A 20779-nucleotide genomic window follows, 5' to 3' on the forward strand; every position below is an offset into this window, starting at 1 on the left:
GATGAGCCCGATAATCACTATTTTCCTGCTGATCACAGGCTGGCTGGCCGTTGCCGGCGCCATGCTATGGGGCCTGATGCGCATCAGCCGCCATCACCATCCGCAGGTGCAAGCCAAACCGCAAGACACCCCTGAAAAACCGGTAACTGGCGCAGCAAGCGCACATTGACTCCACAAAAAAGCCGCCCACCCCATACAGGGTGGACGGCTTTTTAACAGCAATGTGCGTTTACTTCACCAGGGCTGCCTGACGTTTTTCCCGTACCCGCCGCGCCAGAATGTTAAGTGTCTCAACAGTGGCCGAGAACGCCATCGCCGCATACACGTAACCCTTGGGCACATGAGCACCGAAGCCTTCGGCGATCAGGGTCATGCCGATCATGATAAGGAAGGCCAGCGCCAGCATTACCACAGTCGGGTTGTCATTGATGAACTTGGCCAGGGGCTCCGAAGCCAGCAACATCACCATCACCGCCACCACCACTGCAATCACCATGATCGGCAAGTGCTCGGTCATGCCGACCGCGGTAATGATGCTGTCGATGGAGAACACCAGGTCCAGCATCAAAATCTGACCGATAGCCGCGGCAAAACCCAAGGTCACTTTCGATGACACGCTCTCGGTTTTTTCTTCCTCCTGCGGGGTCATGCTGTGATGGATTTCGCTGGTGGCTTTCCACACCAGGAACAGACCACCGGCAATCAGGATCATGTCCTTCCACGAGAAGGCCTTGCCCAACACTTCAAACACCGGCGTAGTCAGTTGAACGATGTAGGCAATGGTACCCAGCAAGCCCAGACGCAAAATCAGCGCCATGCCGATACCGATACGACGGGCCTTGGTGCGGTACTGCTCAGGCAGTTTGTTGGTCAAAATCGAGATAAAGATCAGGTTATCGATGCCCAGCACGATTTCCATCACGATCAACGTGGCTAAAGCGACCCAGGCTGCGGGGCTGGCAGCCAGTTGTAAAAGATATTCCATATGTGTGCTCGGACTCTGCAGTAAGACTGGTTAGATAGCTTTGGACGATTTTTCGTTTTCTTGCTCAGGCTTTTCTTTTTCAATCAGTCCACCCGTGGCATCGCTGAGCGCTTGCTCAGCAGCCTTGTGGGTGTCATCAATGGCCTGCTTGGCGGATTCAGCCGTTTTGCTCAACATCTGTTGCGCCGCTTTTTCTGCCTGATCGCAACCGGTCATGAGCAACAAGCCTGCCGACAACAGTAGTGCAACACCTGATTGTTTAATGTTCATGATCATTTTCCTCTCTAAATCGGCGGCCACCTGGGTGGCTTGCGCATGACGCGGGATTCTAGAGGGTCGAACACTTCAGGAAAATTCGTATTTATAAGCGCTATACTTCGATTTTTACGAAGTGTTGCAGCGCAGATGCTAAATTACCGTCAACTCCATTACTTTTGGGTCGTCGCCAAAACCGGCAGCATTGTTCGCGCCTGCGAGCAACTGAACCTCACCCCGCAGACCATCAGCGGGCAAATCAGCCTGCTGGAGGACACCTATGGCCTGCCCTTGTTTCGACGGGTCGGGCGCCAACTGGAGCTGACAGAGACCGGGCGACAGGTATTGCCCTATGCAGAACAGATCTTTCAGCTCGGCAGCGAACTGGAAAGCATGCTGCGCATGGCCCCCAAGGAGCAGCAGATTCTGTTTCGGGTAGGCGTGGCCGATGTGGTGCCCAAATCGATCGTGTATCGCCTGATCGCGCCGACCATGGAACTGGATGAGCCGATCCGTATCACCTGCCGCGAAGACAAACTTGATCGGCTGCTGGCAGACCTGGCCATTCAACGCCTCGATCTGGTTATTTCAGACAGCCCGATGCCCTCCCACCTGGACATCAAGGGTTTTAGCCAGAAACTGGGGGAATGCGGTATCAGCTTCTTTGCCACCCCGGCCCTTGCCAGAGATTACTCCGAGAACTTTCCCCATTGCCTGCAAGGCGCTCCGCTGCTGATTCCAGGACCCGAAACCGTGTTGCGAAGCCGCTTGTTGCGCTGGCTGGCCGAGCAGCAGATACGGCCGCGGATTGTCGGTGAATTCGATGACAGCGCGTTGATGCAGGCCTTTGGCCAGTCCGGAATTGGCGTATTTATTGCGCCGAGCGTGATTGCCCAGGAGGTGATACGCCAGTTTGACGTTGAGTTGATCGGCCACACCGAAGCCGTGACCGAATCGTTTTACGCCATCACCGTCGAGCGAAAAATCCGCCACCCCGGCATCGTGGCAATTACCGAGGGGGCCCGACGCGAATTGTTTACCCCGCGCTAGCGCACACGGGGCGCACCTTGGCGGTCATCAGCAACATGGCCAGCAGAATCGAGATCAAGATAAACCCGGCAGCCGCATACCCCAGGCTGCCCAGGCCATAGTTATCGATGACCCGCCCACCTACCATCGCGCCCAGGCCGATCCCCAGATTGGCCCCCGCAATATTCAACGACGCGGCAAATGCCGGCGCATGGGGTGCAACTTTCATCAGGCGCACATGGCTGACCAAGAACATGGCCGCCTGCGTCACACCCCAGATACCCATCGCCGCCGCAAGGCCCAGGGTTGAGTGAATGCTCGGCACCAGCGCCACCAGGCCGCCGATCATGAAGGCACAAAACACCATCGAGGCAATCAGCGGGTGGCGATCCACCATCCGTCCGCCCAACGAGTTGCCAAGCAGGCCAACGGCGCCAAAGCCCATCAGGCACCAGCCCACCAGCGTGCCGTCGAAACCTGCCAGACGCTCAAGGATATCGGCCAGATAGGTGTAGGCCGTGAACATGCCGCTGAACACCAGCACTGAGAGCACGATGTGACCCATCATGAGCGGGCTGCGCAGCAGGGCAAATTGCGATCGCAGAGTGACGCTTTCTTTCACGCCACGGGTGGCCGGCAAATACATCCATAGCAACAGCGCCTTGGCCAGTGCGACAACGGCCAGAATGCCGAAGGCACTGCGCCAGCCCCAGGCATCCGAGATCAGGGTGCCTACCGGGATGCCAAACACTGTCGCACAGACGATTCCGAACCCGATTTTGGCAATCGCCCGCCCGGCGTAATCCGGGCCTACGATGTCCACTGCCGTTTCGCTGGCCAGGGCCCAGAACACCGGCAAACCCAGTGCCGGTAACAGCCGCGCAAATGCCATCACCCAAATATTCGGCGCCAGTGCCGCCACGGTGTTGGCGAAGGCGAACATCAGCAAAATCGAGATAAACAGGCGTTTGCGCTCAAAGCGCGCGCAGTAAGCAGTCAAAAACGGGCCAAGGGCCGCAACCGTAAAGGCAAACAGGGTCACCAGCAAACCGGCCTGGGGCACGGTGACCTCAAGGTCGCGGGCAATCGAAGGCAGCAGACCGACGATGACAAACTCGGTAGTAAGCACAGTAAAGCCGGCCGCAGACAGCAGCAGGATGGGCAACAGCATGAATAACTCCAGAGACAACGAGACCAGCGAAAGCCCGAAAGGCCCGCTGATTTGAAGAAAAGTGTGGGGATGCACAATGTTAACAGAATGATTCAACGTGAAGCCATGCTACTCCGGACACGTTCTATCTCCGATGTGGCAGATCGCCCCTACGTAGGAAAGCACCTACATCTCTATGATAAAGTTCGCCCCCCGCCGACTGCGTCGATCAGCCTGCCCGTTTACCGCTGATCGCCCCACAGTTTTCAATGACTAGAGAACCCCTTATGACTGCCGCTCCACCCACCCTGCTGCAAAAGCTCAAGAGCACCAGCCTGGTCACTCAGATTGTCATCGGGCTGATTGCCGGTATTTTGCTGGCCTGGCTGGCGCCTTCCGCAGCCCTTTCGGTGGCCTTCATCGGCAAGGTGTTCGTCAGCGCCTTGAAAGCCGTGGCGCCTATCCTGGTGTTTGTGCTGGTCATGGCCTCGATTGCCAACCACAAGCACGGCCAGGAAACCCATATTCGCCCGATCCTTGTTTTGTACCTGTTCGGCACGTTTGCTGCCGCAGTCGTGGCCGTTATCGCCAGCATGATGTTCCCGTCAACTCTGGTTCTGGCCACTGAAAACATCGCCATTGCCGCCCCGGGCGGTATCAGCGAAGTGCTGCAAAGCCTGCTGTTGAGCGTGGTCGACAACCCGGTCAACGCGCTGGTCAATGCCAACTTTATCGGCATCCTGGCGTGGGCCATCGGCATGGGGATTGCCATTCGTCATGCTGGCGACACTACCCGCACCGTGCTTAACGACCTGTCCAACGGCGTCACCCTGATCGTGCGCGTGGTTATCCGTTTTGCACCGCTGGGGATTTTCGGCCTGGTGTCTGCCACCCTCGCCTCTTCAGGCTTCGGCGCATTGCTGGGCTACCTGCACCTGCTCACGGTACTGATGGGTTGCATGCTGTTTGTGGCGCTGGTGGTCAACCCGCTGATCGTGTTCTGGAAGCTGCGTCGCAATCCCTATCCGCTGGTGTTCCTGTGCCTGCGCGAAAGCGGGATTACCGCGTTTTTCACCCGCAGTTCGGCGGCCAATATTCCAGTGAACATGGCATTGAGTGAGCGCCTGGGCCTGCACGAAGACACCTATTCGGTATCGATCCCGCTGGGTGCCACCATCAATATGGCGGGCGCAGCGATTACCATCACCGTGTTGAGTCTGGCAGCCGTGCATACGCTGGGGATTGCGGTGGATATTCCGACAGCCATCCTGCTGAGCGTGGTGGCCGCCATTTGCGCCTGCGGCGCGTCGGGTGTGGCGGGAGGCTCGCTGCTGTTGATTCCGTTGGCGTGCAGCCTGTTCGGCATTCCGAGCGAGATTGCGATGCAAGTCGTGGCGGTGGGCTTCATCATCGGCATCCTGCAGGATTCGGCAGAAACCGCGCTCAACTCGTCCACTGACGTACTGTTTACGGCTGCGGCCTGCATGGCCAAGGAAGACTCAACCCTGCAGCAGGGCTGAGTCAATCTGCAAAACCTGTGGGAGCCGGGTTTGCCCCGCCTCCACAGGAGATTTGCTTAGAACGCGCCCATGTAATCGCGCTTGCCGATTTCAACGCCGTTGTGGCGCAGGATCGCGTAAGCAGTGGTCACGTGGAAGAAGAACTGCGGCAGGCCGTAGGTCAGCAGATAAGCCTGGCCGGTGAAGCGTTTTTCTTTCGGCGTGCCCTGACGGGTGATGATTTCGATGCCTTCCTTGCCGTCGATTTGCTCGGGCTTGATCGCGTCAACAAAGGCCAGCACTTTGCTGATCAGCGCCTGCAGGTCAGCAAAGGTCACTTCGCTGTCGTCGTACTTCGGCAATTCGATTTCAGCCAGACGGCCCGAAACACCCTTGGTGAAATCAACGGCGATTTGAACCTGACGCACCAGCGGGAACATGTCCGGTGCCAGGCGCGCCTGCAAGAATACGCTCGGGTCGATGTTCTTGGCCGTTGCGTGAGCTTCAGCCTTGGTCAGAACACCGCTCAGGGCGTTGAGCATTTGTTTGAACACGGGAACGGAAGCGGCGTACAGAGAGATAGTCATGAAAGTCTCGACAGTCTGTGGGCGGGATTGGATGTGCGGCGATTATAGACACGCCAGAAGTCATCTGGTGTATGAAGATCAACCATAAGGCAACACCCGGGAAACACACATGCCCACTACACATCCTGGCACTCCTCCCGCGACAACCATGCCGGACCCGGTTGAGGCGCTTTATCGCAAGATCACCCGCAAACTCATTCCCTTCCTGTGCTTCTGCTATCTGGCCGCCTACCTGGACCGGATCAATATTGGCTTCGCCAAGCTGCAAATGCTGGGCGACCTGCAGTTGAGCGAAACAGCGTTCGGCCTTGGCGCCGGGCTGTTTTTCGTCGGCTATATCATTTTCGAGGTGCCGAGCAACCTGGCCCTGGAGAAAGTCGGCGCCAAGATCTGGATTGCCCGGATCATGATTACCTGGGGCCTGCTCTCGGCCTGCACCATGCTGGTCACCACCCCCACCCAGTTCTATGTTGTGCGCTTCTTGCTGGGCGCGGCCGAGGCCGGCTTTCTGCCGGGCGTGCTGTACTACCTGACCACCTGGTTTCCAACCCACCGCAGGGGACGCATCATCGCCCTGTTCATGATCGGCATGCCGCTTTCAAGCGTGATCGGCGGACCACTTTCGGGCTGGATCATGGGCGCGTTCGACAACACGGCAGGGCTCAAGGGGTGGCAGTGGCTGTTTATCATCGAGGCGATTCCCAGCGTCTTGCTGGGCATTCTGACGTTCTGGGCCCTGCCCAACAGCCATCACACCGCCAAATGGCTTAACAACGAAGAAAAAGCACTGCTTGAAATCGAGCTGCGCAAGGACGACGTCGAAGGCAAAAACAGCAAGCACAGCTTTCGCGACGGCTTTTTCAACCTCAAGGTCTGGATGCTCGGCGGTATCGATTTTTCCATCCTGCTCAGCGCCTACGCCATGGCGTTCTGGATGCCCACCTTCATTCGCAATGCGGGCGTGGCCGACAACTTCCATATCGGTGTACTGACCGCCCTGCCCAGCGCCGCCGCCCTGATTGGCATGCTGTTAATTGGTGCCAGTTCAGACCGTCATCGCGAACGCCGCTGGCACATCATCGTGCCCTTCCTGATCGGTGCGGCCGCCATGGCCGGTACAACTTTCTACAGCCATAACGTCTTTGCCACCGTTTTGCTGTTCGCCATTGCCTCGGCCGCCATCATCGGTGCCGTGCCGGTGTTTTTCAGCTTGCCGGCAACCTTTCTCAAAGGGCGGGCAGCGGCTACGGGGTTTGCCCTGGCGTGTTCGCTGGCCAATATCGCCGGACTGGTGAGCAACTCGCTGATGGGTATCGCCATTGACGTGACCGGCAGCGGCTCAGGGGCGCTGTGGTTCTTCGCAGGCTGCCTGCTCCTGAGCAGCCTGCTGGTGATCGCATTGCCAGCCAAACTGGTCAACCGCTGACAGCCCCGGGAGCGGGCTTGCTCGCGATACCTGCATCGCGACGAGCCCGGCTCACCGCACTATGACTGTCGCGCGCAAGCCCTCCCCCACAGGTTTGACGCGGCAGTCGCCCTATCGTGCAAAAGACTCCACAATGACCGCTGGCAACGGTTACTCAATTTGGAGAAGAAAATGGAAGTTCCCGCTAGTCAGCTTTCAGAAAACACACAGATCGAATCTGACTCCGGACCTCTGCTCAACAGCATCGAGATCCGGATTCTCGGCTCCCTGATCGAGAAACAGGCCACCAACCCTGAAACCTACCCCCTGACGCTCAACGCGCTGGTTCTGGCCTGCAACCAGAAAACCAGCCGTGAACCCGTGCTCAATCTCACTCAAGGACAAGTCGGACAAAGCTTGCGCGCACTCGAAGGTCGCGGCTTTACCCGGCTGGTGATGGGCAGCCGTGCTGACCGCTGGGAGCATAAGGTCGACAAGGCGCTGGAACTGGTGCCTGCCCAGGTGGTGCTGCTGGGCTTGCTGTTTCTGCGGGGCCCGCAAACCCTGAACGAGCTCTTGACCCGCAGCTCGCGCATGCACGATTTCGAAGACACCGAACAGGTTCAGCATCAACTGGAGCGCCTGATTGCCCGTGATCTTGCGCTGCTGGTGCCTCGCCAGAGCGGCCAGCGCGAAGACCGCTACATGCATGCACTGGGCGACCCGGCTGACATCGAAACAATCATGGCCAGCCGTCAACAACCTGCAGAGCGCAGCAGTGGCTCCACGGTATCGCTGGAGCGCTTCGAAGCACTTGAAGCGCGCATCGCAGCGCTAGAGGCTCGCCTGGCAGAGCTGGAGTAACGCGGGTGTCGGGCGAGGTCACTCGCCCGACCCTGCAATCAGCTGCGGGCAAACGCCACCGCAGCCTGGAACTGCTCGGCGGACGGTCGAACGCCGGTGTACAGCACAAACTGCTCCAGTGCCTGAATTGCAATGACCTCAAGGCCCGTAATCACCTGCTTGCCCTGGGCACGACCACGCACGATCAATGGCGTTTCAACCGGGATCGCCACCACATCAAAAATGATATCGGCCTGATCGATGGCATCTGCCTCAAAGGCCAGGTCGTCGGCTTCAGCCCCGCCCGCCATGCCCACCGGCGTGACATTGATCAGCATCCGGGGCCTGTGCGCGGCCAACTCCGGCTGCCACTCGTAGCCACAACTTGCCGCCAGCGCCCCTCCTGTCGCTTCGTTTCGCGCCACGATCACACCCTTGCGATAGCCACCGTCGCGCAACGCCGAAGCCACGGCCTTGGCCATGCCGCCACTGCCACGCAATGCAAAAGTGGTGTCCTTGGGCACCTTGTGACTGTCGAGCAGTTGCGCGATGGCGATGTAATCCGTGTTGTAGGCCTTGAGGTGCCCGTCAGTGTTGACGATGGTATTGATCGACGCGATGGCACGGGCCGATGCGTCCAGCTCGTCCACCAGCTCAATGCACGCTTCCTTGAAAGGCATGGACACACCGCAACCACGAATCCCCAGGGCGCGAATACCGGTCACTGCCCCCTTGAGGTCTTTGCTGCTGAAAGCCTTGTAGTAAAAGTTCAGGCCCAGCTGTTCGTATAGATGATTATGAAAACGCAGTCCGAAGTTCCCCGGTCGGCCCGACAGCGATATGCACAGTTGGGTGTCTTTATTCGGATTCATTTGCATGCTCATCTCCTTGCTGAATGCTTTTAGATGGACGGCACAAGCCGTACCGGAAATTTTGTTAGATCATATTGCGGCTGCAAGCGCTGAAACGTCTCAGCGCCCGCAGACCTTACACAAAATTTACCAAAGCGCTTCGCAGTTTTTTAATAAAACACGGTCTTAACGTTATCCCCGCGATTATCCGTGGCCTGGTGCAGGCCAAAAGTCGGGGCTGAAATTCGAGGAATCGTCATGATGCGTACCATCCCCAAAGTCGCTTTGCTTATCGGCGCTCTGGCTGTCGCAGGCCAGGCATCTGCTCATGGCGGTTGGGGGCCCGGACCTGCCATTTTTGGCGCGGTAGTCGGCGCCGCAGTTGTAGGCTCAATCATTGCAGGCCCCGAGCCACGCCCGGTTTACGTTCAGCAACCGGTCTATGTCCAGCCGCAACCTGTTTACGTTCAGGCCCCACCGGTCTACTACCAGCCACAACCGGTGTATGTCCAGCCGCCTCAGCCTGTTTATTACCAGGGCTACTACGGTCGGCCACATCCGGCGTACTACGGCCCGCCACGGGGCTATTACGGCCCGCCGCGCTGGTGACACCGGCGCAGGCAAACCGGCAGGCTTTAGCAGCTGCCGGCAGGGCCCAATTGACACTGTGAATGTCGCGGATGAGACACCCTAGTGGCCCGGACTGCGGCATTATGGAGCGCCACTGGCGCGATCATCGGCACACTCATAAAAACAAGGACGACCTTTATGCCTACACAAAACCCGCACCACATCGTCGGGCTCTGCACTTCAAGCAAGGTTTACAACACCCTGACCGAGCTCAAGCAGCTCGAGGGCCATCGCACCGCCAAGCTGGTGTCACTGCTGGCCCAGCACCTCGTACGCGAGGGATTGCTGAGCGATCAGGAAGTCATGCACATGCTCGACCAAGTGGTTGACTGACACCTCATCGGCATCAATGACGACTATCACGCGCAATGATTTTTTGCGCAGCGGCCCAGCCCGTAAGGTAGCGACATTGTTTGAAGGAGGTGTTTATGCCCAAGATTCATGTCATGTCGGTCATCGGCAGTGCAGTCCCCGCTCCGCTTCGCGCGGACGGCCTGCTGGCGTGCTGGTACGTGGTCAGTGACGGCGTCGCCCTGAGCGGCCCCTTTACTTCCCGCGCCGCAGCGCAAATCAAAGCCACCAGCGAAACAGATAGAACAGCCCCACACTCAACGCGACACTGAGCAGTACATTGCGACTCCAGAGCATAAGCCCTATGGCGCACAGCCCGGCCAGCAGGTACGGGTTGCCCAGGCTCAGGTCGACCTCGTGATTCTTGACGAAGATGATCGGCCCGCAAATCGCCGTGAGCATCCCCGGTACCGCAAATCCCAAAAACTCCCTCACCCCACGATTCAAGCGAATCGGCAGCCGCGGTTCCAAAAACAGGTAGCGGTTGAAAAACAGAATCAGCGTCATCCCGGCAATAATGATCCAAATCATGCCCAGTACCCTCCCAGCCGCTTGCACAGATAACCCGCGACCATACCCGCCAGCCCTGCCAGCACAATGGCCGACTCCCACTGCCAGTGACTGAACAGCACTACGCTCAACAATGAGACCGCCACGCACACAATGGTTGGAACATTGCGCACGATGGGCGTAATCAACGCTATGAAGGTTGCGGCAATCGAGAACTCAAGCCCGAGTTGGTCCAGCCCCGGGATGCTCTTGCCCAGCACCACGCCCAGAAGGGTGAAAATATTCCAGCCCACGTACATGCACAGCCCCACGCCCAACGCGTACCAGCGATTGAACGTCTTCTGGTCAAACGGGCTGACCAGGGCAAAGAACTCATCGGTCAGCAAAAAGCCCAGCCCCAGACGCCATCTCGGTTCGAGTGGCGCCACCACCGGTCGCAAATGCATGGCATAGAGCAAATGTTGTGACGTCAGCAGCAAGGTGGTCACCAGGATCGAAATCGCACTGGCCCCTCCTTTGATCATGCCGATCGCCACCAATTGCGCCGCACCGGCAAACACAAAAAGCGAGAGCCCCTGGCTTTGCGCCGGGGTCAATTGGGCATCAATTGCAGTGGAACCCGCCAGCAACCCCCAAGGGGCACACGCCAGCGTGAGCGGAAGACAGGCCATGGTGCCGCGCACAAACGCGGATCGAGCAAGGGAATCAGACATTACAAACATTCCGGCAGTAAGCAGCGGCAAAGGGTCGCAACCTGACAGAAGAAAGTCTTGAACGATCTTGCTCACAGGCCCTCAAAACTTTACGCGGGCTGTTTGAGACGCCCCGACGCGTTTGACGAGAGGCTGATCCTGGTCTTTAGTCAGCCGCACTCAAGTGACGTTATTCCGATCAACCGCTGCCACGAGGAACCACCATGACAGACCTGAAATCCGCGAAGGAAAGCAGAAAGGCCGATCTGCGGACACCTTCGGCACTAAGCGAAAAAGCCTGTATCAACATTGCGGCCGAAGTGAATGCGCTGCTGGCTGATACCTTCGCCATTTACATGAAAACCAAGAACTTCCACTGGCACATGTCCGGCCCACATTTCCGTGACTTTCATCTGCTGCTGGACGAGCAGGCCGATCAGATTTATGCGACCACCGACGCCATTGCCGAACGCGTACGTAAGCTGGGGCGCACGACCATTCGCTCGATTGGCCATGTCAAAAAGCTCCAGCGCCTGCTGGATAACGATGCCGACTTCGTAACCCCGGAAGACATGCTGGCAGAGCTGCGCGAAGACAACATCCAGCTGGCCGCGTACATGCGTGAAACCCACGACATGTGCTCCGAACTCGGAGACGTGGCCACCACCAGCCTGCTGGAAAACTGGATCGATGAAGCCGAGCGCCGCGTGTGGTTCCTGTTCGAGTCGTCGCGCACCAAGTAACCGGCAAATTTTGTAGGAGCGGCCTGCTCGCGATACGGGCGAAGCGGTTCGGCCAGAGCACCTGGTCGATGCCATCGCGAGCAAGCCCGCTCCCACAAGAAAGATGAATTTTGTTTCACAGTCTTTGAGCGCAGCGGGCGGTATATTCGCTGCGCTCATTGCTCATTCAATGAACCCCTTGGCCCGCAACTCCCCCAGCGGGCCTTTTTTTGCCCGTCAAACGCCCTGTTTGAACACCAGCGCTTTCAAACCGCATTCTGCGTCGGCATCAGGAAACTCCGGCGGGTTATCCAGGCGCTGGACAAAACGCAGGCTCGGCGCATCAAGGGTAACGCCATCGATCAGGAAGTCCGAACCCAGTGCCGGGTCGTTCATGCAGGCCAGTACCGTGCCGTTCTCACTCAGCAGCTCAGGCAACCGGCGCACTACCCGCTGGTAATCCTTGGTCAGCAGAAAGCTGCCCTTCTGAAACGACGGCGGGTCGATGATCACCAGATCATAAGGGCCGGTGCTTTTCACCTTGCCCCAGGACTTGAACAGGTCATGCCCCAGGAACGTCACCTTGCTCATGTCATGCCCGTTCAACCGATGGTTGTCGCGCCCACGGCTCAGCGCCGCACGGGACATGTCGAGGTTGACCACATGCTGCGCACCGCCTTCGATCGCGGCCACTGAAAAGCCGCAGGTATAGGCAAACAGATTCAAGACCCGCTTGCCCTCGGCGTTGGCCCGCACCCAGTCCCGACCGTAACGCATGTCCAGAAACAGGCCGTTGTTCTGCTTGCGGCCCAGGTCCACTCGATAGCGCAACCCGCCTTCGGTCAGCGTCCACTCATCAACCGCCTCACCCACCAGCCATTCAGTGTCGCTCTGCAGCGTATAGCGATGTTGCAGCACCAGCGTGTGGGCCCCGCTGGCTCGCCATGAAGGGGACTGCACGAGCGTCATCAACAGCTGCTTCAAGGCGTCCAGATGCCCGGCATCGGGCTCCTTGAACAGCGAGACCAGTACCACGCCTTGCAGCCAGTCGACTGTCAGCTGCTCAAGCCCCGGCCAGCACCGTCCGCGCCCATGAAACAAACGCCGGGTTTCTTCGGGCGCAGCGTCCAGAGCAGTCAATAGGTGCAAATGCAGAGTGGTTAACGCTTCAGGAGTCATCAGGCCGGCCGGTCAATTTCAAGGGCCGGCATTTTACACAATTGCACAGCCCTGCCTAATCAACACCGCGCGCATCTGCATCAGCCAACGCCATTTCCACACCCTTGAAATTATCGTTTTACAATCATTTATTATCGAATTACGATACCCAGGCCTTAAAACATCGCCTACCGTTTCTGCGCAGAATCCGGGCACTTAATCATCATCAGTACTACAGAAGGACTTTCAGATGAAAACCGATCACCTGGCCGATCGCAGCAGAACCCTGGCAACCGCCACCCTGGCGCTTGTGGTGGGCATGCTCCTGGCCAATATCGCTTACTGGATATTCCCCAACGTCATAGGCACCTACGTCGGCGGTTTCAGCCTGAGCGCCATGACCAAAACACTGAACGCAGACATTCTGCAGATGCCCTGGTGGCAAGTCGCAGGAGCCATTGTGCTGTCCAGCATCCCCCTGCTGATACTGGCCAAGGGGTTGCTGGCGCTGCGCAGCCTGTTTCTGGCCTACAGCAACGGGGAATACTTCTCGGCGGAGTCGGCTGAATTGCTGGGGAAAGTAGGCAAGAGTGTCGCTTCATGGGTGCTGGCTTGCCTCTTGCTGACACCGGTCATGAGCGTCTGGATCACATTTTTGCGCCCTGACGGCGAGCGTTTGTTCACCATCAGCTTTGAACCGTCGCATCTTGTTGCCTTATTCCTCTCCGCTTCTCTTATGATCATCGCCCGCAGCCTATACAACGCCTGTTCGATGGCACGGGAAAATCAGCAGTTTGTTTAAGAGGCCAAGATGCCGATCGAAATTAAGCTGGACGTCATGCTGGCCATGCGCAAGGTCAAATCCAAGGACCTGGCGCAAATGGTCGGCATTACCGAGCAGAACCTGTCACTGCTCAAACAAGGGAAGGTCAAAGGTATAAGGCTCGCCACCCTGGAAGCCATTTGCACCGCACTCGATTGCCAGCCGGGGGACTTGCTGCACTATCGAGCTGAATCCTGAAGCACCCGTTCACGCCTGTGGGGCCACAGCCTCACAGGTGTCCAACCTGATAAATCCCCGCCTCCAGCGTTACTGACTTTTCGCGGCCTCCAGAGCCAGGGTCGAACGCTCAAGTCGTTCAGCCAGCCAACAGCATTGCACTGTTAGGCTCGCCCGAGCACGAATCCTTGATTCGCCAGCACCTCCCGTTGACGCCTGCCAACTGCACTGGCACCTCAAAGCCCCGGCCATGAATATTCTCTGATAAACCCTGCGAAATCAGGCATTTCAGCCGCTATTGATCCATACTGACAAAATGTAACGTTATGTGTGTAACAGCCGTTGCAGCCCGGTACTTCCCAACCATCCTTGAGTCATTCTGCGTGAAAATTCATCTTTCTATTTTGAGCCTGTGTTTAGTTCTGGCAGGCACCAGCGCCTCTTCAATCGCCGCAGCGGCTGAAAGCATTTCGGCCCCAAGGGATACCTCACAGCTGCATATCGCCTCAGGTAGCGCGATGCTGATCGACCTGCAGACCAACAAGGTCATTTTTGCCAGCAACCCTGACGCCATCGTCCCCATCGCTTCCGTGACCAAACTGATGACCGCCATGGTGGTACTGGACGCCAAACAGTCGATGGATGAATACATTTCGGTCAACATCAGCGACACGCCAGAAATGAAGGGCGTGTTTTCCCGGGTCAAGATTGGCAGCGAACTCTCGCGTCGCGAAATGATGCTGATCACCCTGATGTCATCGGAAAACCGTGCGGCTGCCAGCCTTGCACATCACTTCCCGGGCGGTTATGTGGCGTTTATCGCAGCCATGAACGCCAAGGCCAAAAGCCTGGGCATGATGAGCACCCACTACGTTGAGCCGACCGGCCTGTCGATTCACAACGTGTCCACCGCGCGGGATTTGAGCAAGCTGCTGGCAACGGCACGGCACTACCCGATGCTCAGCCAGTTGAGCACCACCAAAGAAAAAACCGTGGCGTTCCGCAAGCCCAACTACACACTGGGCTTTCATAACACCGATCATCTGGTCAAAAAGGACAAGTGGAATATCAAGATCACCAAGACCGGATTTACCAATCAGGCTGGCCACTGCCTGGTGCTGGTAACCGAGATGGGCAATCGCCCGGTTTCGCTGGTGATTCTGGATGCCTTTGGCAAATACACCCACTTCGCCGATGCAGGGCGGATTCGCAACTGGGTTGAAACCGGTAAAAGCGGCAGCGTGCCCGACGTAGCCTTGCGCTACAAAGCCGACAAGAACCTGCAAAAACACCAACTGACCGCAGGTCAGGCTGGTAAGTGACGTTCTGGATATGAAAAGCAGGCACTTGCCCCGGGGAGAGGTCGGGGACAAATGCCTGCGTGTTGCTCTTGATAATCTTCCGGATAAAAAGAACCCCGCCTGAAGACGGGGTTCTTTTTCAGCACGTGCTCAGATCAGTTTTGCAGAGCAGGCTGCGAATCCCCATTGATCGGGATGCGTTTGGCTTTTGCCTCTTCCGGCACCACCCGCTGCAGGTCGATGCTCAGCAAACCATTGCTCAGGTTTGCGCCTTTGATCTCGATATGGTCGTCGAGACGGAAGGACAATTTAAATGCCCGCTGTGCAATGCCTTGATGCAAGAAGGTCACGCCTTCTTCGCTGGTGCTTTCACGTTTGCTGCCGCTTACGGTCAGCACGCCTTTCTCAACTTGCAGGTCCAGATCATCTTGCTGGAAGCCTGCAGCCGCAACCACGATGCGATAGCTGTCTTCACCCCGTTTTTCAACGTTGTAAGGTGGGTAGCCGCCGCTCGAATCGTTGCGTAAAGCGGTTTCAAACAAATCACTAAAACGGTCAAAACCGACAGAATTACGGAACAGTGGCGCCATTGAAAATGCGTTGCTCATAATTTCATCCTCCTGATTTCAGCGAGATTTTGTTACGCGACCCGGTTTCGGCATCGCGTACCCCTTAGATAGGGACCGTCAAAACCGTTTCAAGGGTTTTTCTGAAAATTTTTTTCAGCCGTTTCAGGCAGCGTCAGCAGGCGGGTTGTTGACCATATGCCGGACCTTCTCACAGTCGGTTTCACGGCGCATGGCATTGAACAGCACCACGGCTTCAGGGTAGTTGCGGGTCAGCATGGCCAACCACTGCTTCAGGCGCCCGGGGGCTGAACGTGGCGTCAGCTGGGCTTCGGCCTGCGCCCAGAAATCGCGGATCATCGGCTGCAAATCAGCCCAGGTCATCGGCACCACTTCAACACCGGCACGGGCTGCGGCAATTTGCCGGGCCAGATCGGGCCGCGACACCAGGCCGCGACCCAGCATGATGTCTTCAGCACCGCTGATTTCGCGGCAACGGCGCCAATCTTCAACCGACCAGATATCGCCATTGGCAAACACCGGCACCTTCACCGCGTCCTGTACCTGGGCGATGTATTCCCAATGGGCAGGCGGCTTGTAGCCATCCATCTTGGTCCGCGCGTGTACCACGATCTGGCTTGCGCCCCCTTCGGCCAGGGCAATCGCGCACTCATTGGCGCTGTCCGGCGTATCAAAGCCCAGGCGCATCTTGGCGGTCACCGGGATATGCGCAGGCACAGTACGTCGCACCTGCAGCAGGATCGCATGCAGCAGTTCGGGCTCCTTGAGCAGCACCGCACCACCACGGGACTTGTTCACGGTCTTGGCCGGGCAGCCAAAATTGAGGTCAATCACCCCGGAACCCAACTCAACGGCCAGCGCCGCGTTGTCGGCCAGACAGGCCGGATCAGAACCCAGCAACTGTACGCGCAACGGCACGCCGGAACGTGTCTGCGCACCGTGCTGCAATTCGGGGGCGAATTTATGGAAGTAGGCTTCCGGTAACAACCGCTCGGTGACCCGAATAAATTCGGTCACACACCAATCAATACCGCCGGTGCGGGTCAGGACATCACGCAGGATGTTGTCGACCAACCCCTCCATCGGCGCCAAAGCAATTTGCATGGGTGACTCTCATGAAAAACGTGCGGCAGTTTACGCCGTTATGTGGGCAATCGGTATGAGCAGGCGCTGCTGATCAGGCCGTGACGACAGCCGGGCCATAACCTTCAAGGAACTCGGGCGGCAGGCGCTTGGCCTTGCCCGTGGACAGCTCGATGCAGACAAACGTGGTTTGCGCACGCAACAGGGTCACGCCATCACTGGGGCGTACAAGCTGAAAGTGGCGGGTCATGCGCAAGCGCTGGTCACAATCGACAATCCAGGTTGCCAATTGCAGCTCATCGTCTTCATAGGCACTGGCCAGATAATCGATTTCATGGCGGGACACCGCCATGGCGCGATCAAGGCGACGGTACTCGGTGAGATCCAGCCCCAGACGCTGCGAGTGGCGCCAGGCACAACGTTCCAGCCAGACTACATAGGCCGCGTTATTGGCATGACCGAACCCGTCGATGTCTTCGGCCTGAACGGTCAGGTCAATGATGAACGGTGCTGCCAAATCCCAACTCATGCCTTGTCTCCCCCTAAAAAAATAAGGAGCGCAGTGTAACGCAGAGGGGGCGGCTGCAAGCTTCGAGGCGAGGAATATAAAAACTGCAGACAAACAAAAGGGCCATTCAATAATCGAATGACCCTTATAAATCCCGCATAGCGGGTAATCGTGGCGTCCCCTAGGGGACTCGAACCCCTGTTACCGCCGTGAAAGGGCGGTGTCCTAGGCCACTAGACGAAGGGGACACAAACCCTTCTAACAGTGATCAGCACCAAGTGCTGATCGATTCAATGCCAGTGTGGCCCGACATTGAACTGTAAATTGGTGGAGCTAAACGGGATCGAACCGTTGACCTCTTGCATGCCATGCAAGCGCTCTCCCAGCTGAGCTATAGCCCCGATTTATCGCCTGGCGGCGGAGCATCACCGAAGTGCTGCTTCTGTAAAACTGGCGTCCCCTAGGGGACTCGAACCCCTGTTACCGCCGTGAAAGGGCGGTGTCCTAGGCCACTAGACGAAGGGGACACAAACCTTCTAACTGATCAGCGCTGAGTGCTGATCGATTCAATGCCGGTGTGGCCAGACATTGAACTGTAAATTTGGTGGAGCTAAACGGGATCGAACCGTTGACCTCTTGCATGCCATGCAAGCGCTCTCCCAGCTGAGCTATAGCCCCAAACAGTCACTGCAGCGTGTTGTTGCTGCTTGTTTCGTGTTGCTGTGTGGACGGGGCGCATATTAAGACTGGATGGATAGGCTGTCAAACTTATTTTTAAACTTTTTAAAAAAAATTTGCCGTGAGAACAACCACTTACCTTCCCTGCCCCGTAAATACTGGCCCAAACCCACAAAACCTGTAGTCGCTGCCAAAGGCTGCGAAGGGTTGCGGAGCAACCCGTTTTCCTGGAAACGCCACTGAACCCCTCGCAGCCTGCGGCAGCGACTACAAAGAAAAACCGTTAACCCATGGCGTTAAACAGCTTTTCCCACTCTTTGTTTTCTTTCTTCGACACACCGCCCAGCAGGTCGAGCGCCTGGCGCAGACGGAAACGGGTCAGGTCCGGCCCCAGGATCTCCATCGCGTCCAGCACCGACACCGAACTTGCCTGGCCGGTGATCGAAGCGAACATCAGCGGCATGGCATCACGCAGCTTCAGCTCCAGGGACTCGACCACGGTCTGGATGCAGCCGGTGATCGCGTCCTTTTCCCACTGACGCAGGCTCTCCAGCTTCCACAGAATCAGCTGCATCAACTGACGCACTTGTTCGTTGGACAGCTTCTTGTGCTCGAACAGCTTGGCATCGAGCTGCAAGCCGCCCGAGAAGAAGAACCCGGCCAATGGCGCTATCTGGCTGAAGGTTTCAACCCGGCCCTGAACCAGCGGCGCGATTTTCATCATGTACTCAGGGTTCAACGCCCATTGCTGCACGCGGCTGGCGAACTCTTCCAGCGGCAGGTCACGCAACCATTGACCGTTGAGCCACGACAGCTTCTCTACGTCGAAAATCGGGCCGCCCAGCGAAACGCGGGACAGGTCAAAGTTATCGACCATTTCCTGCAGCGAGAACTTCTCGCGCTCGTCCGGCATCGACCAACCCATGCGGCCCAGATAGTTGAGCATCGCTTCAGGCATGAAGCCCATGCGCTCGTAGAACGTCACCGACGTCGGGTTCTTGCGCTTGGACAGCTTGCTCTTGTCCGGGTTACGCAGCAGCGGCATGTAGCACAGTTGCGGTTGTTCCCAGCCGAAATACTCATACAGCAGGATCAGCTTGGGCGCTGATGGCAGCCACTCTTCGCCACGCAGCACGTGGGTGATGCCCATCAGGTGATCGTCGACCACGTTGGCCAGGAAGTAGGTCGGCAGGCCATCGGTCTTCATCAACACTTGCATGTCCATGCGATCCCACGGGATCTCGACATCGCCGCGCAGCAGGTCCGGCACAACGCACACGCCTTCGGTCGGCACTTTCATGCGGATCACGTGGGGTTCGCCAGCTGCCAGACGGGCCGCTACTTCTTCTTTGGACAACAGCAGCGCACGACCGTCGTAGCGCGGGGTTTCGCCCTTGGCCATTTGCTCGGCGCGCATCTGGTCCAGCTCCTCGCTCGTGCAGAAGCACGGGAAGGCATGCCCCATATCGACCAGTTGCTGGGTGTATTTCTTGTAGATCTCGCTGCGTTCGCTTTGACGGTACGGACCGTGCGGGCCGCCAACGTCCGGGCCTTCGCTCCAGGTAATACCCAACCAGCGCAAGGCGTCGTAGATCTGCTGCTCGGACTCGCGGGTCGAACGCAATTGGTCGGTATCTTCGATCCGCAGGATAAATTCGCCGCCATGCTGCTTGGCAAAGCAGTAGTTGAACAAAGCGATGTAAGCGGTGCCGACGTGGGGGTCGCCGGTAGGCGATGGCGCAATGCGCGTGCGAACGGTGGTCATGGGCGGTCTCGAAGTGGAGATAAAACAAAGGGCGAATGGTAACAGGCCGACCCGGCTTGGCTCCAGCGCAGGACTCGGCCCATCCGCCACACGGCTGAAAAAAGCCTGAATAGAGCGCCCGGATCGAATGGGTGCAGCGAAAAACAGCACAGACCGGTGTTAATCTCGGTCCATTCTTGACATCCCTTGGCTGGAGATACCCATGTCCCGAGTTGTGCTGGTGCTGGTAGAGAGCGTTAACGATTATCTGCACATGCTTGAAACCCAAGGCTACGAACTGATCCTGGCGCCCACCCCCGCCAGCCGCGCCCAGGCCATAGCCCAGCACGGCGCCCGCATCGACGCCGTACTGACCCGCGGCCCGCTGGGCCTGCATGCCGAAGAAATGGCTGCCCTGCCCTTGCTCAAGATCATCTGCGTGATCGGCGCCGGCTTCGAGCAGGTCGACCTGCAAGCCGCCAGCAACCTTGGCATTACCGTGACCTTCGGCGCCGGGGCCAACGCCTCGTCAGTGGCCGACCACGCGATGGCGCTGTTGCTGAGCGCGGTGCGCGGCATCCCCCAGGCCGACGCCAGCATCCGCCGCAACGAGTGGGTCAAGGTACGCCAGCCCTCACTGTCGGGCAAACGCATGGGCATCATCGGCCTGGGCGCGATCGGCCAGGCCATCGCCAAGCGTGCGGCCTGCGGCTTTGACATGAGCATCAGCTACCACAGCCGCCAGCCGCGCCCTGACTCGCCCTACACCTACTGCGCCAGCGTGCTTGAACTGGCCGCAGCAGTGGACTTCCTGATGATCGCCACGCCCGGCGGCAGCGCCACCCACCACCTGATCGACGCTCCCGTGCTCGATGCTCTGGGCGCAGACGGTTACCTGATCAATATTGCCCGCGGCAGCGTAGTCGACACCGATGCCCTGATCAGCGCCCTGACCACAGGCAAAATCGCCGGGGCCGGGCTCGACGTGTTTGAAGACGAACCCCTGGTGCCGGACCCGCTCAAAACCCTCGGCAACGTGGTCATGACTCCCCATGTGGCTGGCCAGTCACCCGATGCAGTCGAAGCCACGGTGCAATTGGTGGTCGATAACCTGCAGGCTTTTTTCGCCGGCAAGCCCGTCCTCACTCCGGTGCCAATGCCCCACCCCGCCTGACCCAGGACTGCGACAGCACCTTAAATTCCTCACTCAA

Annotated in this window: 25 protein-coding genes and 4 tRNA genes; 13 read left to right on the forward strand and 16 right to left on the reverse strand. The window is 58.0% G+C overall.

Annotated features, from left to right (window positions below; all coding sequences use genetic code 11):
* Nucleotide 1 precedes the first annotated feature (1 nt).
* A complete protein-coding gene (locus AC19YQ_RS13250) occupies nucleotides 2–169 on the forward strand; it encodes a hypothetical protein (RefSeq protein ID WP_219261487.1) in 168 nt (55 codons plus the stop codon).
* A 60-nt stretch (nucleotides 170–229) separates the two neighbouring features.
* Here the strand turns inward: AC19YQ_RS13250 and AC19YQ_RS13255 are convergent, their stop codons facing one another.
* Together AC19YQ_RS13255 and AC19YQ_RS13260 are read right to left on the reverse strand one after the other, a co-directional pair.
* The gene (locus AC19YQ_RS13255) at nucleotides 230–985 is read right to left on the reverse strand and encodes a TerC family protein (protein WP_133077229.1); all 756 of its coding nucleotides are present in this window, start codon (nucleotides 983–985) and stop codon (nucleotides 230–232) included.
* Between the two features lie 30 nt (nucleotides 986–1015).
* A complete protein-coding gene (locus tag AC19YQ_RS13260; protein WP_133077252.1) occupies nucleotides 1016–1255 on the reverse strand; it encodes a hypothetical protein in 240 nt (79 codons plus the stop codon).
* A 135-nt stretch (nucleotides 1256–1390) separates the two neighbouring features.
* Between AC19YQ_RS13260 and nhaR the strand changes: the two genes are divergently transcribed.
* On the forward strand, nucleotides 1391–2290 hold the full coding sequence (gene nhaR, locus AC19YQ_RS13265) for a transcriptional activator NhaR (RefSeq protein ID WP_500595286.1): 900 nt from the start codon (nucleotides 1391–1393) through the stop codon (nucleotides 2288–2290).
* Here the strand turns inward: nhaR and AC19YQ_RS13270 are convergent.
* A complete protein-coding gene (locus tag AC19YQ_RS13270) occupies nucleotides 2277–3440 on the reverse strand; it encodes an MFS transporter (RefSeq protein ID WP_500595287.1) in 1164 nt (387 codons plus the stop codon). The two genes, nhaR and AC19YQ_RS13270, sit on opposite strands and share 14 nt — an antisense overlap.
* Nucleotides 3441–3706: 266 nt before the next feature.
* On the opposite strand from AC19YQ_RS13270, the gene sstT reads away from it, so the two are divergent.
* Entirely contained in the window at nucleotides 3707–4939 is a 1233-nt protein-coding gene (gene sstT, locus AC19YQ_RS13275; RefSeq protein WP_133077226.1) for a serine/threonine transporter SstT, read from the forward strand.
* A gap of 56 nt (nucleotides 4940–4995) precedes the next feature.
* Here sstT and AC19YQ_RS13280 read toward each other — a convergent pair whose 3' ends face one another.
* Entirely contained in the window at nucleotides 4996–5505 is a 510-nt protein-coding gene (locus AC19YQ_RS13280) for a DUF1993 domain-containing protein (protein ID WP_500595288.1), read from the reverse strand.
* 109 nt (nucleotides 5506–5614) lie between these two features.
* Between AC19YQ_RS13280 and AC19YQ_RS13285 the strand changes: the two genes are divergently transcribed.
* A complete protein-coding gene (locus AC19YQ_RS13285; protein ID WP_500595289.1) occupies nucleotides 5615–6931 on the forward strand; it encodes an MFS transporter in 1317 nt (438 codons plus the stop codon).
* A 171-nt stretch (nucleotides 6932–7102) separates the two neighbouring features.
* Nucleotides 7103–7774: a YceH family protein gene (locus AC19YQ_RS13290; protein ID WP_500595290.1), complete on the forward strand. Its 672-nt coding sequence runs from the start codon at nucleotides 7103–7105 to the stop codon at nucleotides 7772–7774.
* Nucleotides 7775–7812: 38 nt separating this feature from the next.
* On the opposite strand, the gene AC19YQ_RS13295 is transcribed toward AC19YQ_RS13290, so the two are convergent.
* Nucleotides 7813–8631, reverse strand: coding sequence for a shikimate 5-dehydrogenase (locus AC19YQ_RS13295; protein WP_500595291.1), 819 nt, complete (start codon nucleotides 8629–8631; stop codon nucleotides 7813–7815).
* Nucleotides 8632–8862: 231 nt separating this feature from the next.
* Here AC19YQ_RS13295 and AC19YQ_RS13300 point away from each other — a divergent pair, with 231 nt between their 5' ends.
* The 3 genes from AC19YQ_RS13300 to AC19YQ_RS13310 all read left to right on the forward strand — a co-directional run bounded on the left by AC19YQ_RS13300 (nucleotide 8863) and on the right by AC19YQ_RS13310 (nucleotide 9857).
* A complete protein-coding gene (locus tag AC19YQ_RS13300) occupies nucleotides 8863–9213 on the forward strand; it encodes a hypothetical protein (RefSeq protein ID WP_133077210.1) in 351 nt (116 codons plus the stop codon).
* A 159-nt stretch (nucleotides 9214–9372) separates the two neighbouring features.
* Nucleotides 9373–9567: a hypothetical protein gene (locus AC19YQ_RS13305; RefSeq protein WP_019826144.1), complete on the forward strand. Its 195-nt coding sequence runs from the start codon at nucleotides 9373–9375 to the stop codon at nucleotides 9565–9567.
* A 95-nt stretch (nucleotides 9568–9662) separates the two neighbouring features.
* Nucleotides 9663–9857, forward strand: coding sequence for a hypothetical protein (locus AC19YQ_RS13310; protein ID WP_257622833.1), 195 nt, complete (start codon nucleotides 9663–9665; stop codon nucleotides 9855–9857).
* Here the strand turns inward: AC19YQ_RS13310 and AC19YQ_RS13315 are convergent.
* Together AC19YQ_RS13315 and AC19YQ_RS13320 are read right to left on the reverse strand one after the other, a co-directional pair.
* Entirely contained in the window at nucleotides 9805–10116 is a 312-nt protein-coding gene (locus tag AC19YQ_RS13315) for an AzlD domain-containing protein (protein WP_133077208.1), read from the reverse strand. The genes AC19YQ_RS13310 and AC19YQ_RS13315 overlap by 53 nt on opposite strands.
* Nucleotides 10113–10808: an AzlC family ABC transporter permease gene (locus AC19YQ_RS13320; RefSeq protein WP_500595292.1), complete on the reverse strand. Its 696-nt coding sequence runs from the start codon at nucleotides 10806–10808 to the stop codon at nucleotides 10113–10115. Before AC19YQ_RS13320 ends, AC19YQ_RS13315 begins: the two co-directional genes overlap by 4 nt.
* Before the next feature lie 203 nt (nucleotides 10809–11011).
* On the opposite strand from AC19YQ_RS13320, the gene AC19YQ_RS13325 reads away from it, so the two are divergent.
* Entirely contained in the window at nucleotides 11012–11530 is a 519-nt protein-coding gene (locus tag AC19YQ_RS13325) for a Dps family protein (protein ID WP_339474016.1), read from the forward strand.
* Between the two features lie 216 nt (nucleotides 11531–11746).
* Here the strand turns inward: AC19YQ_RS13325 and AC19YQ_RS13330 are convergent, their stop codons facing one another.
* Complete coding sequence (locus tag AC19YQ_RS13330; RefSeq protein WP_500595293.1) at nucleotides 11747–12688, reverse strand: class I SAM-dependent methyltransferase; 942 nt, start codon at nucleotides 12686–12688, stop codon at nucleotides 11747–11749.
* 229 nt (nucleotides 12689–12917) lie between these two features.
* On the opposite strand from AC19YQ_RS13330, the gene AC19YQ_RS13335 reads away from it, so the two are divergent.
* The 3 genes from AC19YQ_RS13335 (at nucleotide 12918) to pbpG (ending at nucleotide 14989) form a co-directional block, all read left to right on the forward strand.
* Nucleotides 12918–13469: a DUF2975 domain-containing protein gene (locus AC19YQ_RS13335; protein ID WP_133077204.1), complete on the forward strand. Its 552-nt coding sequence runs from the start codon at nucleotides 12918–12920 to the stop codon at nucleotides 13467–13469.
* A 9-nt stretch (nucleotides 13470–13478) separates the two neighbouring features.
* Entirely contained in the window at nucleotides 13479–13688 is a 210-nt protein-coding gene (locus tag AC19YQ_RS13340; RefSeq protein ID WP_339474021.1) for a helix-turn-helix domain-containing protein, read from the forward strand.
* Nucleotides 13689–14050: 362 nt separating this feature from the next.
* Nucleotides 14051–14989: a D-alanyl-D-alanine endopeptidase gene (gene pbpG, locus AC19YQ_RS13345; protein ID WP_133077203.1), complete on the forward strand. Its 939-nt coding sequence runs from the start codon at nucleotides 14051–14053 to the stop codon at nucleotides 14987–14989.
* Nucleotides 14990–15123: 134 nt separating this feature from the next.
* On the opposite strand, the gene AC19YQ_RS13350 is transcribed toward pbpG, so the two are convergent.
* From AC19YQ_RS13350 to gltX, 8 genes are all read right to left on the reverse strand, one after another.
* Complete coding sequence (locus tag AC19YQ_RS13350; RefSeq protein WP_133077202.1) at nucleotides 15124–15576, reverse strand: Hsp20 family protein; 453 nt, start codon at nucleotides 15574–15576, stop codon at nucleotides 15124–15126.
* Nucleotides 15577–15699: 123 nt separating this feature from the next.
* Nucleotides 15700–16659 carry a tRNA dihydrouridine synthase gene (locus tag AC19YQ_RS13355; RefSeq protein ID WP_500595295.1) on the reverse strand — a complete coding sequence of 320 codons (960 nt, stop codon included), beginning with the start codon at nucleotides 16657–16659 and terminating at the stop codon, nucleotides 15700–15702.
* A gap of 73 nt (nucleotides 16660–16732) precedes the next feature.
* Nucleotides 16733–17167, reverse strand: coding sequence for an acyl-CoA thioesterase (locus tag AC19YQ_RS13360; RefSeq protein ID WP_133077200.1), 435 nt, complete (start codon nucleotides 17165–17167; stop codon nucleotides 16733–16735).
* Between the two features lie 151 nt (nucleotides 17168–17318).
* Nucleotides 17319–17394: transfer RNA gene (locus tag AC19YQ_RS13365), tRNA-Glu, on the reverse strand.
* A gap of 77 nt (nucleotides 17395–17471) precedes the next feature.
* Nucleotides 17472–17547: transfer RNA gene (locus AC19YQ_RS13370), tRNA-Ala, on the reverse strand.
* A 50-nt stretch (nucleotides 17548–17597) separates the two neighbouring features.
* Nucleotides 17598–17673 (reverse strand) — tRNA-Glu (locus AC19YQ_RS13375).
* Nucleotides 17674–17748: 75 nt separating this feature from the next.
* Nucleotides 17749–17824, reverse strand: a tRNA-Ala gene (locus AC19YQ_RS13380).
* A 283-nt stretch (nucleotides 17825–18107) separates the two neighbouring features.
* The gene (gene gltX, locus AC19YQ_RS13385; protein WP_219261499.1) at nucleotides 18108–19589 is read right to left on the reverse strand and encodes a glutamate--tRNA ligase; all 1482 of its coding nucleotides are present in this window, start codon (nucleotides 19587–19589) and stop codon (nucleotides 18108–18110) included.
* Between the two features lie 202 nt (nucleotides 19590–19791).
* Between gltX and AC19YQ_RS13390 the strand changes: the two genes are divergently transcribed.
* Entirely contained in the window at nucleotides 19792–20742 is a 951-nt protein-coding gene (locus tag AC19YQ_RS13390; RefSeq protein WP_500595296.1) for a 2-hydroxyacid dehydrogenase, read from the forward strand.
* Nucleotides 20743–20779 lie beyond the last annotated feature (37 nt).

It is taken from the genome of Pseudomonas sp. MF06569, assembly GCF_059862735.1.